This is a genomic window from Bacillus cereus, from assembly GCF_002577405.1.
In the GTDB taxonomy this organism is placed as follows: domain Bacteria; phylum Bacillota; class Bacilli; order Bacillales; family Bacillaceae_G; genus Bacillus_A; species Bacillus_A cereus_AU.
In genome coordinates, this window is record NZ_NULR01000021.1 from 14,897 (window position 1) to 30,725 (window position 15,829).

Here is a 15,829-nt window from a genome sequence, read left to right on the forward strand (position 1 = left end):
TAGGTTATCTTTTATTTATATAGAACGTAGCAAAAATAAAATATATGTAAAGTTAGATACTCTCACTGTAAACACGCCACATTTTTCTCGAATTCTGTACTCTTGCTGTAAATACGCAACACCCTTCCCAAGTTGCGTACTCTCACTGTAAATACGCAACAGCTTTCCCAGGTTGCGTACCTATTCCTTTAAAAAAGAAGCAACAGCTTTCCCAAGTCGCGCGTGTAACTAAAGAATAATGAATACAAAATACGATTATATCAAGGTTCATCGTGATTACCTTGTTTCCTTTAGAATTGAAACAGGAAACATATTTTCACAAAAGTTGCACATGAAATTTTTTGTAACTTTTTTTGAGGCCTTGTAGCCCAAGGGATTAGCATGTGTTTCCTCTTTTTAAAAACTCTCTTAAAGAGCGCATTTTTACAAAATTCGTTTTGATATAATCAAAATTGGTATATTTTATAGTCTTTTGGCATATATTTCTGAATTTGTAGAACGGAGGTGAAAAAGATGGGGAAATCATTTGTAATATGAAATCAACGTAGCTTAAATGGGGAGACAACCAATGCTGTGTTAGTAACACTGAAATCTTAGCTTTTCAGATTCAATTTGTAGTGTTTCTTCTTTTAGAGGAAACACTTTTCTAAAGTTGTGCGTATAACAAAACAAAAGGAAACACCTGCAACAAAACAAACTATTTTTGGGAAACAAATTTTTTCTTAAAACACAAAAAAGGGTTCTGGTGCAAAGATAAAATGAAAACCAGTAAAACGCATATATTCCTAACAGAATTGTATTTTATGCTACAAGTTCAAACAATTGATGGATGAATTCTTTTTGGTTTTGGACAGACTGGTCCCGTAAATCAATCTGTTCTTTTTTCATCATATGCATAGCCTCTACTCCAGAAAGAATGGATGTAGCTGTGTCAAAGCATTTGAACCCTAGCATAGAACGGATTCGTTTGTCCAATTCAGGACCGTACTGATGAACCCAACGCATAATCGTTGTATGAGAAATGGATAAGCCCCGTTCCTCCATCATTTCCACTAGATCACGAAAACTTAGATTGTACCGTAGGTACCACCTTAATGTTAATAAGATAATATCAGGCTGATAATGCTTCCATTTGAATACATTTTCCTTTTCCTTTTCCTTTTCCTTTTCCTTTTCCTTTTCCTTTTCCATACCAATCACGCACCTTCTTTAGATTAGTAGTATCAGTATGTCCAAAAATTAGAGATTGCTTACAGTTATTTTGAAATTTTCGCACCAGAACCCTTTGGAAATCATTTAATAATTCTTGAATACTTGTAGTCATTAAATCTATAAATTTACTGACACAAATTTTGTTAGGACGTCCTAACACTTTTATACCTATACTTTATTCTTCAAAAAAATGTTAGGGTAAAACTGTTACTCTGTCCTAACAATTTTAAAAGAGCTTTAAAGCTATATAAATCAATGCCTTCCAGTGGATTTTTATAAAGAGAATTGATCCAAACTCCAGCGTACAAGTTTTAGTATCCATATTGGCTCAAATTCAATTTAATTTTTTCGTAATTTACAACCATTTTTTACTGTAATAAGATATATAAAAATGATAGTTATTGAATAAGAGTAAATTTATATTTCGGGGGTGTATATTATGAACAATAAAACGTATAAATATAAAAGTAACGGAACAAAAAAATCATTCCACTTAAAAGATGCCGACTTATTTGTCTTCACGGTTTTATATTACAAAAGGTACCTGACTACTAGACAAATCACTCAACTATATAATGCGTTTGAAGGTAGAGATTTTTCCGAAGCCAGTGTGTTTACAAAACTTAATCGTTACTCACAATATGGTGCTATTTTAACTAAAAAGATTGATAAGAGAGATGATAGTATAACTAAACGTGCAACATTCTCCTTAAAAGAAAGGATGATTGATTTTCTTCAGGAACTAGGAAAGATTCCTGCTGGATCTTCAAAACGTAGATATTCTCATTCAAGCTCATTGCATACATTTTGTTCACGAGAAATATTAGTCCGAACACTTTTAGAAGTGTCGAAAAAGACCAATACGAATAAGATATTAAGTGAACTAGATATTCGGTCATATCATCAAAAGCAAAAGAAAACAGAAATAGAAGGTTCTGGTTTAGCTTTAGTTCCAGATGAACATATTTCGTATCATGATGAAAATATTTATATTGAGATGGACATGTGTAAAGAAACTAATGCTACATTAGTTGAAAAAGTAGGGAAGTACGTAGAGTACGCGCAAAAAACTGATGAAAATGTAACGGTTGTTTTTGTACTTTATGACAAATCTATGTTCCTTGCAGAAGATGCTGATCCACCTTACGTACGAATGAAAAATTTCTTGTTTTCTATGAGGGAGTATCATGAACTATTAATGAATCTACCAAATCTAAATGTGCATATTTGTTCAATGAAAGATGCTGGAGATGTTATTTCAGATATCATTCTAGGAATAGGTGGTAATCAAAACTTTGAACAAGATATTTTATTACCTTTATCTCAACGTATAGTAGGAGATGCCGATTGGCGTTACGCATTTGTTGAAAATGTTCAAACGTTTAAAGAACCAATAGATGGTGGTCTTCGAAGAATGTATAGAAGAGATAAAGATGCTATGCAAGACTTCTTCTTTATTTTTGGAAATGAAAATGATTATCGGATGATTGCTAGATTAGACGATGTTGTATTTTCAAGAAGAGAAGGTGATGAAGGGGTGCCTCTTGTTGTGATCTATCCGAAACGCCGAATGGCTAGAGATATACTTTTAATGGACACTTATGACAACGTACTGCTGCTATCCCTCCAAAATGAAAGTGTCACTATAGACGCTGATGAACAAATTATGGTACGTACTGCAAATAACATACACCCAAAAAGACGTAAACTTATTGAATTATATTAATCTATTGTTTTTTATATACTTCTATATAATTTTATTGATTTCTATTTTTCAAGGTGTTAGAATAACGTTTGAACAAACATTCAAAACAACAATCAAATCAGAACATATGAATTTAAGGCAAGCGACACACGCTGTTTTTACAGTGGGTGTCGCTTGCCTTTTTTTATATGGAGAAAGGTGGAAAACCAAAATGGATTTACAATATGCAACTACTACGACTGGGGAAGTGCTTTCTGCTAGAGAATCGTTTGAAAACCCCGAACTAGTCCTCAAACATATGACAGCTGATTTCATTTTACAACCGAATGGACACGCATATTTTATTTCTGATTCAACATCGGATACACAGTTAAATGCAATGAAAGAGCATCTTGATAGTAGAGGTTGGTGGTATGAAGTTACGTAAAATATACTTTATTACAGCAAGTGAAGCTTATGTGTATGTGAAGTAAGGAAAAGAGCCGTTTCCTGTAGTGGAATCGGCTCTTTTTACGTTTGTTTAATTATGCTTCATATGCCATGCTATTAGGAAAGTCTTCGTTTCTTTTAAGACAGCGCACAATTCTAGTACATGCACAATTAAAATAATGTTTTCTCATTGTTTCTGAATCTACTAGAGCTTGCTCTAAGTCATTAAACATTCGTTCTTTTTTATTATAATACATTTTGCCTATTTTATCGGGTGATTCAGAAGGATAGTATTGATAAACAACAATCTCTTCATCTTCAAATTCTTTAGTCATTAATAAATATATTGCCATATACAAAAACCTCTTTATTTATACTGAATTTTATGTTTGAGGTTATGTGAGAAAAATGACTTACTGCTCTTAGTTTGAAAACTATTAGAAGTGACTAGTCTTCTTTTAAAAATTCAATATTGATTCTATCAACTTCAATTTCAACATACTTGTTAAAGTATTCACTGTGTTCCGGGAATATTTCATCTTCGTCTGTAATAATAATCCCTGCATCAATAAACTCATGATTTAATATCCCACTAATACGATACTTGAAAGAATTATCAATTCTCTTTAAATCTTTTACTCCATCTATTCCTTTATTTATTTCAATATCATCAAAAACTGTAATGTCGAGAATAACAGGATAATTTTTTCCTTCTTCAATTTTATATGGACAAACAGTGGAGAATCCTGTGAATACTACACCGTTAATATTTATTGTAACTTCCTCTTCAATTAGCTCATCGATTTTTTCTACATATGCCATGTATTTCATATTTTTTCCTCCTATTATTAATTAGCAGGGTTTATAATTTGTTCATTTTTTCCGTTTAGGGTTCTCCAAAACGTTTTACCGCTTTGCGTATGATATGTTGTAATATATCCCTCGTTATTTGTACCTACTAACTCAAACTTAGCTTTCCCCTTACCAGTATTGCCCATATATTTAACGTAACCGGTTCGTACCTCACCTTTGTAATCATACTTAACTTTTATCCCATTTTCGATTACATCTCTAGCACCTTGCAAATATTGTTCAGCATTTTCATAAGCACCTTTAAATTCTCCGCCATGTTTATCAAAATGCCCAATTAATTTTTCTTTATCAGCAAAATTCTCTGCCTTTTTGACTGTGTTTTCAACTTTTTCAGCTTTTTTAACTGTATTAGCAGCTTCGACTGCATTTGCAGTCATCTTAACACCTTTCCCTACCTTGGCTATCTTTCCAATAGGTGTAAGACCGGCTACTGCCATTCCGCCTGCAAAAATTCTATCCCAAGCCAGGGATCAACCCCATCCCAGGCCCTTTTAATATCATACTCACCACTTATTTCGCCAGCTATATCCCTGGCTAATTTTCCACCATCAAATCCTTTTTCCTCCGAAGAAGGTTTACCACACATTGCCCCTTCTTCCAGTGTAACATCTTGATTATCTGTGTTACGGAATTTTTCGGCAATTCGTTTCAAATCCTCTTCTACTTTTATAATTGAATTGATAGATGTAAAAGCTTTTGGTTTCGCATCATTGAACATTTGAATGAACTGTTGATTAGAGGCTCCAATCCATTGAAAACACAAATGATCTATTTCATTACATAAATTATTATGTATAGATTCTAATGCGATTCTGGTATTACATGCACGATTAGCAACTTCTTCTAGCATTTCAGGTGTCACTTTGATTTGAACCATTTCTTTCCTCCCTTTTCCTAATTAAAATTATGAGATAAAAAGAAAAAAATGTAAACACAGAAATTTTATACTAGTATAGTAATATTTATATAAAATAAAATTTGCTTAATTGTAAATAAAGCCTATGTATATGTGAAAGAAGAGCCGTCCTGTCGGGCGGCTCTTATCATTTTAATATTTAATTTTGCTATTCAAATAGTTTATCCATTAAATCTTGGACTTCGCGTCTTTTTTTATCTGTTTCATTCTTAGCGATTGTATACTTATCATCCTCAATAATAAGAACGTCACCTTCTTTTGCGGTAGGAGGAAGTTTAGATTTAGGTACATCAATTGTCGAGTTATTAATTTCAATAACTGCTAGTTCTCCTTCAAAACGATCAATAATACCTCTTTTCATACTTATCTCTCCGTTCTTACAGAAATATTTGAACCATCACTATTAACAACTACAGTTCCATTTAAATCAGTTCTATATACCTTAACAGACATTGAAGATAACTTAGCTAAAGTTTCCTGTGTAGGGTGTCCATATCGGTTACCTGCACCAGCACTGATTACAGCAATGCTTGGTTTAACTGCATCTAAAAATGGTTGAGAAGAAGAAGTTTTACTTCCATGGTGACCGGGCTTTAATACATCAGATTTTAGGTTTGAACCGTGCGCTTCAACCATATCTTTTTCGCTTTTTGCTTCAGCGTCGCCAGTAAATAAGAATGATTTGCTGCCGTGCGTTACTTTTAACACAGCACTCCATTCGTTTAGGTCATCACCATATTCTTTTACAGGGGCTAAAAATTGTGAATTTAAGCCATTGATTGGTAAAGTTACACCAGTTTTTGCTTCTTTAATTGTTAATCCTTTGTTAGCCACCGCAGTTAAAAAGTCTTGATACGTTTGTGTCGTATGGCTTACTTTAGGGGCGTAAACATTTTTTACATTCATAGAATAAAGGACTTCGTCTAATCCGCCTACATGATCAGCATCAGGGTGCGTAGCAATCATATAATCAATAGTTTGGAATCCTAATCCCTTTAGATAATTCGCCACTACTTTGCCTTTGCCATTGTTTCCGGCGTCAATGAGGATCGTTTCTCCGCTTGGAGATTTAATAAATGTAGCATCGCCTTGTCCCACATCAATATAATGAACCTCTAAGTTACCCTTAGGTTGAGGAAGAGTAGGACGGAAGCTAGGTTCTAATACACGAGCCAAGAATGCAGCGAATTGCTCACGAGTTACTTTTACGTCTGGACCAAACGTACCATCAGGTAATCCAGCAGTAATATTATTTTGAGCTAGGATTTTGATATATTCATAACCCCAATGAGTAGATGGAACATCAGGGAAATTGACGTCCGCACCTGTAGGCTTCAAATCAAAAGTTTTAACAAGAACTACTGCCATTTCTGCACGAGATAATGAGCGGTCAGGGAAGTAGTTTTTCTCACGTTGTATAATGTTATAATGTGCTAACTTATGTACAGAATCGTAGTAATAGATGCCCTTGGGCACATCAGAAAAAATATGATTATAGCTATCTGGTTTTTGGGATACTATCGATAAATCTAACATTAATGCCATTTGTCCACGGGTTACATTATCACCTGGTTTAAAATATCCCTCGGGAGTACCATTAATAATGCCTTGATCCGCTAGATAGTTAATCTCTTTAATTGCCCAATGGCCAGCTTGGACATCAGGGAAAGATTTAGCACTTGCAAGATTAGGAATAAATAATGAAACAATCATTACAAATGCTGTTAGTAATAAGCTTAACTTCTTCAAGAATATCGCCTCACTTTGTATGTTTTTTTACCTACTTAACTTTAGCATTTCTTACAAATAATTCAAAGTTTAATAGAGAAGTATGTAATATTTATGTTTTTTAAGTTTGTATTCACTAATTCTTCAAACTTAAACTCGGTGTCCAATCCAATTACATCCGTTGTAGCGTTATGCGGTGGCTTGTTGATTATGGTTGGTAGCCAGGAACGAGGATTCTCCCTAATTTCAAGGTATATAGTAGTCCAACTGATTCCATTGTTTATGAGATTATTTGTTGAGACTGCTAAAGCGATTTAATTCTAATATAAGCTAATATTTACTTGTAAAAAACTATCGAAGCAACTAAATGTAATTTACATGATATTCTTATAGAAGGACATTAGAGAATATATCGGAAGGACGAAAAATTATGAAATCAAATTGGGCAGCTACAATGGAGCTAGTCACTATGTGTATGGGGATATCAATAATATCTTTAGGAGTTTCCTACCTATTTGGTGGTGCAACACTTCCACCTGCTTTAGTTACGGGAATTTCTATAGCTGGTTTTTGTTTAACATTAAGTGATTATTTTATAAAAATAAACGTTGAGCATAGTAAATTTGTTAATACGGAATCTAGAAAAAGAAAGATTGTAATCCTTATGCATCTTATAGCTGTTTATGGACTAATTGTATTTCCAAACTTTAAATATATTGAGGATATAGGAAAAGAAAATTTAGAATATATAAGTACAGTTGCGAGTGTTATCGCATTAGGATTTGTAATACTGGCAATTGGATATAATAACAGAAAAGAAGTTGTTAATGATATCACTAAACAGTTCCAATTATTGAAAGTTAATCAAGAAAATATAGATGAGTTAAAGAAGCGAATTCCTAAGTTAGAAGAAGAACTACAAAAATCACAAGAACAGGCTTTGCAAAATAAAAAAGAGGTAGAGCGATTGCAGTTACTTTTAGAAGATGCGCGTAGAGATTTAATAGAATTCAAGTGAGATGTCCCCTGTTTAAACAGGGGATTTTTCTTTGCAGGAATTTCTGAACCACCATGGAATACTCTCACTAGGAGGTGTTGTGACGCTATGACGGACGAGATTGTTTATTCTGCTAGTGAAGTATACAAAAGGCTAGGAATATCCGATAGTACGCTCAGAAAGTATATGGAAGTGTTACAACGAGAGGGATTCACAGTAAAGAAAGATAAGCGCGGCCGACGGGAATACTCAGAAGGCGACATTATGGTCATTGAGAGGCTAATTGACCTTAGTAAGCATGACGGTATGACGCTAGAGAAAGCAGCGAAGATGATTGCGCAGCAAATAGAAAAAGTTAACCCGGATCTGATCAAAGAAGAACCTGAGGACACAAACTTAATCCCATTCCACATTCAAGAGCAGCTCCAACAACAATACAGCGTTATGGCGCAAGAAATGAATCAGGGTATGTTAGCGATGGAGAAGCGATTAAGTGAGCAAGCGAAGCAAAGTAACGAAGAAATTAAAGCGAGTATAGAGCAACATAATGAAAGAGTGGAAAAACGTTTAGAAGCGCGAGACGAGACGCTTATGAAAACATTACGCGAGATACAGGAATCTAAGAGATTGATGCAGGAATATTGTGATGAGGTCGCTGCAGCAAAAGAGAAGAAAAAGCCGTGGTGGAGGTTCTGGTAAGAACAAGAAGGGGTACCACTAGTATTTCGGGAAAAAACCATGCTAAGAGCATGCAAGATTTTATACAGTTTTTCAGCTAAGTCAGTAACAAATGGGAACCTTAAAATCCACGTCAGAATAGGAATGTATAAAAAAATGAATAGGATTATAGAAAAAGAAAAAGGGGATTCCTTGTGAGAATAAGGAATCCCTTTTTCTTGCTACCGATAATAGGACGTTATGTTAACCTTACATGTATAGGATATTCACTCGTTTTACTTATCTAACGGAGCGTTTTGTTAAGGAAAACTTGTTATAATATCCTCAAAATGGAAAGTACAATTTATGGGAGGATAGAGTACAATGCCTGAGCCAAGTATAAAAATAAAAAGAATATGGGAAGATACCGATTTTTTTGAATTGAATTTTGACTTCTATGGATTTTCTGGTACTGCGAACATTGACATATATACCACCAATGAAGATCTCGAAGATTTTAAAAAAGGAATAATCAAGTTTTCCACTTTTAAACTAAATGAGTTTCAATGGGTTTCAGGTGAGGATATAGACAATGTAACTCATTTCTTATCCATGAGATTCTTCTTACATGATAAAAGAGGAATTGTAGGCATTGAGGTAGTAGCTGACAATAAGCAATCAAAACCTTATTGGATGCGTTCAAATTTGTTTATCCTTACGGAACTTAGTCAAATTGATGATTTTATAAAAAAAATAGAGCAGTTAATTAGTGAGGAAATTACTGAGTTGGAAAGCATAATTCCAGTCTGATAGTGATAATTTTCCGTAGATGAATTACATATATCAACTTCTGATAACGAAAATTATGTAAATGAGCTGTCCAAATGGATGGCTTATTTTATTTTTTGCTTATCGTGGTTTTTTCCAAAATGCTGGTGGTATCCAAACATTACTTAACATAGTAAAATAATATTTGGATGGGAGTCCAAATATTATTAAAATTAAGATGGTTCAAGTCGGAGGAAGGCACCTTAGGGTGTCTTCCTCCGACTTGAAAATTAGAAGCTTTAAAAAGAGTATGTAATAATGCATATTTAATCGACTGGAATTTATGATATGCTTTCAAAATGTGATACATAATTTCTTTAGATTGGAAAACTAAAACCTTATCTACCTAATTGGAGGAACGCCTTATGGCTTCCTTTCTTTTTTATTAATTGCTTATGTTTTTAGGAAAAGAAAAACATAATAAAAATGTTTTAGACTATTAAAAAATAGTTGTAGACTGAAAAGGTGTTTTATGTACAGAATTTAATAACTTACGGAAGAATAAGGAAAATTCTTGGTGTTTGCAAAAAAGTTCCAATACTTTTTCGCTTGCGATTAAGGAATTCTAAATGAGTTTTGAGTGAACTTTTTTATAAAACGGATAATAGTTTAGGGAGATTTTAAAAAAATTTTAATCAAACTTTATTTCAAAGCCACAGTAAATGCAAATGTTTTTGTGAAAAAATATTATATCCTCGTTTTAATACAACACAAATGACATTGCGTTGTATTAAACAGCCTTAGCGTTGTTAAAATCACTTATTTTCATGTCGAAATTTGCTTAACGTTTTTTTCCGTTTTGCGGTCTGTACCTACTCATTAGCTGATAAACCAAACGATCGATGTCTTGGCTAACGTTAATTACTTTCGGGTGAGTAACCCCATATTTTATAACTAATTGATTTAATTCTTCTTTTCGCTTTTTTATCGTATCATTTAAAACCTTTATATCCACTTTTAGTAAAAAACTCCTTTATAGCTCTTTGTTTTGCTTCCTCATTTTCACAACAAATAATTATTAGACAAAGCCATCAAAACTGATTCTTGTTTTTCGAACTCACCAACAGCTCTAAATCCTTGAATATTTATATCAATCTCTCCTGTACTTGAAATTTCGGTTAATAAACTTGTCTTATACTCAGCTTCAATAAAATTCAGATTATGTTAAACCTTAATGTAACTTGAAGATCAATTCACTTTTAAAAATAAAGGAATCCTATTAAACCAGCGACACTCAGTCTAGAACATTTTTTTAATCATATAAAAAAGTGCTCCATTACTGGAGCACTCAAAAACAGACAACTTTTATTATTATAATCTATATACTGCTCTATTTCAAACCGAACCGTCTGGTCTGAAGTGGAGGTGAGTTATTCCCACTCTTATTTTTTAAAAAGTAACCTAAAAATTTGTCTAAGTACAAAATATGCTGCTATTACTCCAAGTATAAAAATTACAATACCTATAGGATTAATGTTGATCATCTACATCAACTCCTCTGATTTTGTATACTATACTACAAATATAAGTATTACGGGTTGATTGAGAAAGAACCACCTGGATAATGAACTGTCCCTCTTACAACGGTATTTGAATATGCAACAGACGCACCATATTTTTCTGTTTTATTTAATTTACACGATTTCCCATTGTTGCATGAACTAGTAAGACTATTAGAAAACACTTTCCCTACTCCGCCACTTCCTACAAGACCATAAGCTGTATGAGTTACAGTGTTACTTAATTTCGTAGCATTCCCCTTAAATGTTTGTGTAGTCATATTCGCTCCATAAGTATTATTCCAAGCTCCATGAGTAGACGACGCTGTTCCCCAAGTTCTTGCTTCAATACCAGCTACAGTTCTATATTTTGTAAAACTATTTGTCTTATAGGGTTGTATTTGATCTTTTCCTGAAATCCCAAGCATAGGCTTATCAGCATAAGTTTTAATAAACTCTTGATCTTCTATAGCCATCTCTTCACCAATACCATATTTAACATTAATTTCCTCAAACTTACGATCAATTTCCTCACTAGTCAACCATTTCGGTTCTACCTCTGTGTCAGCACTAACTTCTAAAGTCGGTAAAGAAAACACACTTAAGCCTAATACTAATGTTGCACCTAACATTACTTTTTTTACTGTCATAAATTGTTGCTCCTTCCACTTAGATGATAATTAATACCGATAAACTCAACATGTAAGTTTATGAAAAAAGTAAAATTATCAGTTGGAAAACCAATATTTTACTCTATGATCATATTTTAATATTTTTAATATTTTAATACAATTCTGGTTATACCATTATATATTTGTTATAATTTGTATTAGTAAATACAAATATTACACTAGGTTTATTATTCTGAATATTAAAATTAATAATTCTACAAAAATGACCAATAGGGACACAGTCGGGATAGTTCAAGTTGGAGGAAAGCACCTTAGGGTGTCTTTTCTTTATGAAAAAATCCCCACACAATGTGCAGGGATTCAAGTACTGTGATGCTAGATAAAACACAGAATTTTGGTTTGGGTAGGACTTTAAAAACTTAGCTAGCGATGTGACGGTACCCTTACTGGCCAAATTTGATAAATCCAGATCCCTTAGAAACTATCGATTACAGAAGGAAATAAGCCCACTGGGATGATGCAACATAAATAAGATTTGTTGTTAGGTTTATATTTGCATCATCTGGAGCGGTTCCAACTGGGATAGTATCTATTACTGATATATCATCAGAACCCGTATTAACAACATCTTAAGATTACCTTATTCAATATTAAAGGAGGATCAAAACTCTGCTGTGCTAATTCGAGCTGCTGATTTTATAAATAGTTCGCACCCTTATTTAGTATCTTCAAAACGGGACCAGCGTGAAAACGATATAAAAATGCAAATGATAGGTGGACTTGGGCTATTTTAAAATATTTTACTTCTTAACAAATCATCCTATTGTCTTTATACCCATTAAATAATGATTGTCTAGCTTTAACAAGTGGTAGTACTGTTCCAGTAATATGTTACTTTGATTAGAAACATATAAATTAACTTATTTAAGGTGTTCACTCTTTAGCGATAGCGCTATGATAGATGAGATTAATAAGGTGCAGCAAGCTAACCTTTTAGAAATGGAAAAGAGACTAGATAATCGTATAGATCAAAAGAACAAATTAATCGAAGAGGATATTAAAGAAAGAAATAAATTAATAAAGGAAGACATGAAAGATCGGAAGGAACGTGAAGAAAGGATAGAAAAGAGGTTCGAGTTTAGGGATGATAATCTTATGAAGATGGTCAGAGAAATTCAAGAGGCTAAACGTACGATTGTATCAGCCCAGGAAGAAATCGCGGCAGCAAAAAGGAAATCTTGGTGGAAGTTTTGGAAATGAGTATATTCATTTTTGGAAACTGAAGATAGCAGCTTCTTTTCGTAAATGACTTTTCTCTTGAATCTCATCAAATGCAAACTTAACATTAGGTACAATTAAATCGTCAGGTCTATAATTACTTGGAAGCTTCCTGTTTTTATTAACTACTACATCCACAGTATCGGGGGATGTAGTAGTTATAGATCCATCATTATTTTGTATATCATCTTTACTTTTAGCAATGTCAGTGATGCTAGTTGAAAAAATATATATGCATAGAAAGAGAAAAACAGCTCCTCCTACTAAGTTACCTATTAATTTTCTAATCATTTTATCTACTCCTTGTAAGTGATCCAGTTTATAATTTACATCGTATTGTGATGAAGCTAACGAATGACTTGCCTTTACATCTCTATTTAATTTCGCGTTAGTTATTTATTATAATTTAAAAATTAATGCCATCAATTCAAAAAAGTTGAGCTAAATTTATTAAATCCATGTGAAAATAATTTTTTGTTTCTATAAATCTCTTAGTATCTTCGCTAGTTCCCATGACAACAGCAATCATCCTTTTTTCACCTTGTTTTGCTGTTCCTGTAAAACAGTATCTTGCTTCATCTGTAAACCTATAAGTTCTTGTAAGGATAATTCATTATGAATGAGCAAATGCACAATGGATTTCTGTGTCCATCCCCCGAAAAAGGAGAATGATACAGAAAACCAATTTTAAATAAAATCATTATTTGAATAGAGCTAGCCCCCTTACAACTAGATAAGGGGGCTAAGATAGAAACAGATAAATATCGTATTTGAAAACTCCAACCCATCAGAGCTTCTATGATAGTTTAGCATGTATATATAACTCTGTATGTTAAGAAAAGGTAACATTGTCGGAAAGAAATTATACATGTAAAGGGTTATGAACATTTTGGAGTGATAATTTAAAACGAGTATAACGAAGACTTAGAGTTTAACAGAAAACATGGGATTAGTTAAACTCTACAAAGTTGATTGTTAGGATTAACTTGTTTTTTGATGATAATAGTATAGATGAATTTTTAGCTGTTCATTTATTAGAGCATATTCAACGACCTTTAGATTTAATGGAGGAATTGCAAAACAAAATGCAATAATGGCTTGTAATGTTCCTTATGGATCCAGTGATGATGCGTTTGAAGACCCTACACATATTCGACAATTCTTTTACTTATTTTTTCACAGCCATATTCTTTTAAGAACAATTCAAAATCTATTAAATGAATACCATTTTTAAAAATTGAGTCCATAAAAGCCACCTCCAGTATTAGTATGGTGATAGATTCAGTTATATATACCTAGAAGACATATATAAACAGAAAAACATTCTTTGCAATATTTGAAAGTTCATATTAGAAGGTGCAGTGCTATAATGAAGGTAATGAATCGAAAGAAGCATGAGGTGAAAATCTCATGAAGATATTTCGTGAGATCCAGGAGACAAAGAAATTAATGCAGGAATAATATGGGGAGATTACAGCGGCAAAAGAGAAGAAAAGCCGTGGTTGTGGTTCTGGCAAGGGATTTGGAAACTACGCGTAGGTAGAAAAGTAGAAATGCATACTTTTCTACCTATCTTAATCAGACCTTCTTCTGCGAGGGATGAGAGGGTAACGTATTCTTGAATGCCTTTCAGATAGAGAGCGGGATTGCCCGTGAACGAGAAATATTGTGAAAGATCCAGATGAATAACGGCAGCAGGATACCGCTGTACATGGGTCGAAAAGATTTCCAGCCATTCATGTACAGGAGCGGCTATTATATTATTTATATTAGAGGAGATTATGACACCGAGAGAAGTATCTGATCGTTGGGGGATTACACAAGAAGCAAAGCACTACGGATGAAATTAAAGAGGGATAAAGATAAAATATTAGTAGATGAATTAATTAATTGAATTAATTAGAGAATCAGTAAAGTATAAAATAAACCAGCTATGCTTGCAGCTGGTTTATTTTTAAATATATATGTTGTGTCTCGTTTTTATATTGAATATGAATTAAGAAGTTGTCGTATTTGTTCTAGAAAATAATGATGGTGTATATTATTTTTTGATACTCGACTAGCCATAATAGCTCCCTGCATAGAAGAAGAAAGAAAAGAAGCAAGTGATAAAACATCTATATCATCATTAAATTCTCTTTTTTCTATTCCTTCTCTAATAAGAGACTCCATTAGCATTACTGTATTATCATATCCCTTTGCTGCTGCCTTATGTAACTCAGGAAAGACATCTGTACTTTCAATTGCAAGATTAAGTAAAGGACACCCACCAGGTATTGGAGGGTTGTACGCTGCATCTTGGTATACAAGGAAAATGGAAATGATTTTATCAATGGTTTTCTCTTTATTTTCTATAGCTTCATAAAAGTGTTTCCATATGATTTCTCCACCTTTATGAAATGCAGCCAATGCAATTTCTTCTTTACCTTTAAATCGGCGATAAATAGCACCTTTAGGCAGAGAAGTAGCATCCATTATATCTTGAATTGATGTACGGGAAATCCCTTGTGTATTAAATAAATATAAAGATTTTTCAATTATATCTTCTTTTACCTTATCTACCTTAACCATAATAAATGTTCCTCTCAAATTTTAAATTTTTAATTATCAATCTTTTTACTTTAAAATTTTTTATATTCTTAAAACAGTTTTTTTACATTATTTGTTGTTATATATGTTTACTCTAAAATGATAAATGTATAGTAAGTCATAAATTTTTTGTTTCTCCCATACTATAAGAATTAAATGTTACTTGCATATTATTATATACATATTTATTTAAAGCAAGTTACAAGTTTGTAAAAATAATCGTTTCTGCATTTTTACTCATATATATAATAAGTTGTGTATACTTATGGTAATCATATTATTTTATAATTTAATAAAAAGTACTTAGAATCAAAGGGAATTATATGGTTATATCCGGACCCGTCGGTTTATTTGTGTAATTGTGATCATTATAATTTAAATTATTTAAATCTTTATAAATAATTATACTGGAAAGAAATTTTTTTTAATGTATGCATTACCTTTTATATGCTGAGTGTCTATTGGTAGCCATAGGTAATTAAAATG

14 protein-coding genes and 6 pseudogenes are annotated in these 15,829 nt (G+C 32.7%); 9 read left to right on the forward strand and 11 right to left on the reverse strand.

The window, feature by feature from the left end; genetic code table 11:
- Window positions 1-801: 801 nt before the first annotated feature.
- Window positions 802-1,191, reverse strand: a complete 390-nt coding sequence (locus COC96_RS23055) for a hypothetical protein (RefSeq protein WP_098769446.1) — start codon at window positions 1,189-1,191, stop codon at window positions 802-804.
- A 460-nt stretch (window positions 1,192-1,651) separates the two neighbouring features.
- On the opposite strand from COC96_RS23055, the gene COC96_RS23065 reads away from it, so the two are divergent.
- The 3 genes and pseudogenes from COC96_RS23065 to COC96_RS28575 all read left to right on the forward strand — a co-directional run bounded on the left by COC96_RS23065 (window position 1,652) and on the right by COC96_RS28575 (window position 3,344).
- Entirely contained in the window at window positions 1,652-2,938 is a 1,287-nt protein-coding gene (locus tag COC96_RS23065; protein WP_098769448.1) for a replication-relaxation family protein, read from the forward strand.
- 106 nt (window positions 2,939-3,044) lie between these two features.
- A pseudogene (locus COC96_RS28570) lies at window positions 3,045-3,225 on the forward strand (hypothetical protein); the annotation flags it as partial.
- Complete coding sequence (locus COC96_RS28575; RefSeq protein ID WP_373604893.1) at window positions 3,216-3,344, forward strand: N-acetylmuramoyl-L-alanine amidase C-terminal domain-containing protein; 129 nt, start codon at window positions 3,216-3,218, stop codon at window positions 3,342-3,344. The pseudogene COC96_RS28570 and the gene COC96_RS28575, both read left to right, overlap by 10 nt.
- Window positions 3,345-3,441: 97 nt before the next feature.
- Here COC96_RS28575 and COC96_RS23075 read toward each other — a convergent pair whose 3' ends face one another.
- From COC96_RS23075 to COC96_RS23095, 5 genes and pseudogenes are all read right to left on the reverse strand, one after another.
- Window positions 3,442-3,699 carry a hypothetical protein gene (locus COC96_RS23075; RefSeq protein ID WP_098769449.1) on the reverse strand — a complete coding sequence of 86 codons (258 nt, stop codon included), beginning with the start codon at window positions 3,697-3,699 and terminating at the stop codon, window positions 3,442-3,444.
- 94 nt (window positions 3,700-3,793) lie between these two features.
- Window positions 3,794-4,177, reverse strand: a complete 384-nt coding sequence (locus COC96_RS23080; protein ID WP_098769451.1) for a hypothetical protein — start codon at window positions 4,175-4,177, stop codon at window positions 3,794-3,796.
- A gap of 353 nt (window positions 4,178-4,530) precedes the next feature.
- Window positions 4,531-5,096: pseudogene (locus tag COC96_RS28200) on the reverse strand (WXG100 family type VII secretion target); the annotation flags it as partial.
- Between the two features lie 187 nt (window positions 5,097-5,283).
- On the reverse strand, window positions 5,284-5,496 hold the full coding sequence (locus COC96_RS23090; RefSeq protein ID WP_098769452.1) for a DUF3006 domain-containing protein: 213 nt from the start codon (window positions 5,494-5,496) through the stop codon (window positions 5,284-5,286).
- A 2-nt stretch (window positions 5,497-5,498) separates the two neighbouring features.
- On the reverse strand, window positions 5,499-6,884 hold the full coding sequence (locus COC96_RS23095; RefSeq protein ID WP_098769453.1) for an S-layer homology domain-containing protein: 1,386 nt from the start codon (window positions 6,882-6,884) through the stop codon (window positions 5,499-5,501).
- A 409-nt stretch (window positions 6,885-7,293) separates the two neighbouring features.
- Between COC96_RS23095 and COC96_RS23100 the strand changes: the two genes are divergently transcribed.
- The 3 genes from COC96_RS23100 to COC96_RS23115 all read left to right on the forward strand — a co-directional run bounded on the left by COC96_RS23100 (window position 7,294) and on the right by COC96_RS23115 (window position 9,327).
- Complete coding sequence (locus COC96_RS23100) at window positions 7,294-7,881, forward strand: hypothetical protein (RefSeq protein ID WP_098269496.1); 588 nt, start codon at window positions 7,294-7,296, stop codon at window positions 7,879-7,881.
- 87 nt (window positions 7,882-7,968) lie between these two features.
- Window positions 7,969-8,559 (forward strand): DUF3967 domain-containing protein, encoded by a 591-nt coding sequence (locus tag COC96_RS23105; protein WP_098269495.1) that lies wholly within the window; start codon window positions 7,969-7,971, stop codon window positions 8,557-8,559.
- A gap of 342 nt (window positions 8,560-8,901) precedes the next feature.
- The gene (locus COC96_RS23115) at window positions 8,902-9,327 is read left to right on the forward strand and encodes a hypothetical protein (RefSeq protein ID WP_098769454.1); all 426 of its coding nucleotides are present in this window, start codon (window positions 8,902-8,904) and stop codon (window positions 9,325-9,327) included.
- Window positions 9,328-10,126: 799 nt separating this feature from the next.
- Here the strand turns inward: COC96_RS23115 and COC96_RS23120 are convergent.
- On the reverse strand, window positions 10,127-10,300 hold the full coding sequence (locus COC96_RS23120; protein ID WP_098269494.1) for an aspartyl-phosphate phosphatase Spo0E family protein: 174 nt from the start codon (window positions 10,298-10,300) through the stop codon (window positions 10,127-10,129).
- A 576-nt stretch (window positions 10,301-10,876) separates the two neighbouring features.
- Window positions 10,877-11,494 (reverse strand): hypothetical protein, encoded by a 618-nt coding sequence (locus COC96_RS23125; RefSeq protein ID WP_098769456.1) that lies wholly within the window; start codon window positions 11,492-11,494, stop codon window positions 10,877-10,879.
- A 930-nt stretch (window positions 11,495-12,424) separates the two neighbouring features.
- On the opposite strand from COC96_RS23125, the pseudogene COC96_RS23130 reads away from it, so the two are divergent.
- A pseudogene (locus COC96_RS23130) lies at window positions 12,425-12,736 on the forward strand (DUF3967 domain-containing protein); the annotation flags it as partial.
- A gap of 6 nt (window positions 12,737-12,742) precedes the next feature.
- On the opposite strand, the gene COC96_RS23135 reads toward COC96_RS23130, so the two are convergent.
- Both COC96_RS23135 and COC96_RS23140 read right to left on the reverse strand, forming a co-directional pair.
- On the reverse strand, window positions 12,743-13,045 hold the full coding sequence (locus COC96_RS23135) for a hypothetical protein (RefSeq protein ID WP_306475339.1): 303 nt from the start codon (window positions 13,043-13,045) through the stop codon (window positions 12,743-12,745).
- A 131-nt stretch (window positions 13,046-13,176) separates the two neighbouring features.
- Window positions 13,177-13,340 (reverse strand): annotated as a pseudogene (locus COC96_RS23140) (D-alanyl-D-alanine carboxypeptidase); the annotation flags it as partial.
- Window positions 13,341-14,155: 815 nt separating this feature from the next.
- Here COC96_RS23140 and COC96_RS28580 point away from each other — a divergent pair.
- Both COC96_RS28580 and COC96_RS27320 read left to right on the forward strand, forming a co-directional pair.
- Window positions 14,156-14,215: pseudogene (locus tag COC96_RS28580) on the forward strand (DUF3967 domain-containing protein); the annotation flags it as partial.
- A 296-nt stretch (window positions 14,216-14,511) separates the two neighbouring features.
- Window positions 14,512-14,642 (forward strand): annotated as a pseudogene (locus COC96_RS27320) (MarR family transcriptional regulator); the annotation flags it as partial.
- A 92-nt stretch (window positions 14,643-14,734) separates the two neighbouring features.
- Here the strand turns inward: COC96_RS27320 and COC96_RS23150 are convergent.
- Window positions 14,735-15,325 (reverse strand): TetR/AcrR family transcriptional regulator, encoded by a 591-nt coding sequence (locus COC96_RS23150; RefSeq protein ID WP_098769458.1) that lies wholly within the window; start codon window positions 15,323-15,325, stop codon window positions 14,735-14,737.
- Window positions 15,326-15,829 lie beyond the last annotated feature (504 nt).

Excerpts from the sequence above, each read along its gene's own strand:
- COC96_RS23055 (WP_098769446.1), bottom strand. The coding sequence starts at position 1,191 with ATGGAAAAGGAAAAGGAAAAGGAAAAGGAAAAGGAAAAGGAAAAGGAA.
- COC96_RS23065 (WP_098769448.1), top strand. The coding sequence starts at position 1,652 with ATGAACAATAAAACGTATAAATATAAAAGTAACGGAACAAAAAAATCA.
- COC96_RS28575 (WP_373604893.1), top strand. The coding sequence starts at position 3,216 with ATGACAGCTGATTTCATTTTACAACCGAATGGACACGCATATTTTATT.
- COC96_RS23075 (WP_098769449.1), bottom strand. The coding sequence starts at position 3,699 with ATGGCAATATATTTATTAATGACTAAAGAATTTGAAGATGAAGAGATT.
- COC96_RS23080 (WP_098769451.1), bottom strand. The coding sequence starts at position 4,177 with ATGAAATACATGGCATATGTAGAAAAAATCGATGAGCTAATTGAAGAG.
- COC96_RS23090 (WP_098769452.1), bottom strand. The coding sequence starts at position 5,496 with ATGAAAAGAGGTATTATTGATCGTTTTGAAGGAGAACTAGCAGTTATT.
- COC96_RS23100 (WP_098269496.1), top strand. The coding sequence starts at position 7,294 with ATGAAATCAAATTGGGCAGCTACAATGGAGCTAGTCACTATGTGTATG.
- COC96_RS23105 (WP_098269495.1), top strand. The coding sequence starts at position 7,969 with ATGACGGACGAGATTGTTTATTCTGCTAGTGAAGTATACAAAAGGCTA.
- COC96_RS23115 (WP_098769454.1), top strand. The coding sequence starts at position 8,902 with ATGCCTGAGCCAAGTATAAAAATAAAAAGAATATGGGAAGATACCGAT.
- COC96_RS23125 (WP_098769456.1), bottom strand. The coding sequence starts at position 11,494 with ATGACAGTAAAAAAAGTAATGTTAGGTGCAACATTAGTATTAGGCTTA.
- COC96_RS23135 (WP_306475339.1), bottom strand. The coding sequence starts at position 13,045 with ATGATTAGAAAATTAATAGGTAACTTAGTAGGAGGAGCTGTTTTTCTC.
- COC96_RS23150 (WP_098769458.1), bottom strand. The coding sequence starts at position 15,325 with ATGGTTAAGGTAGATAAGGTAAAAGAAGATATAATTGAAAAATCTTTA.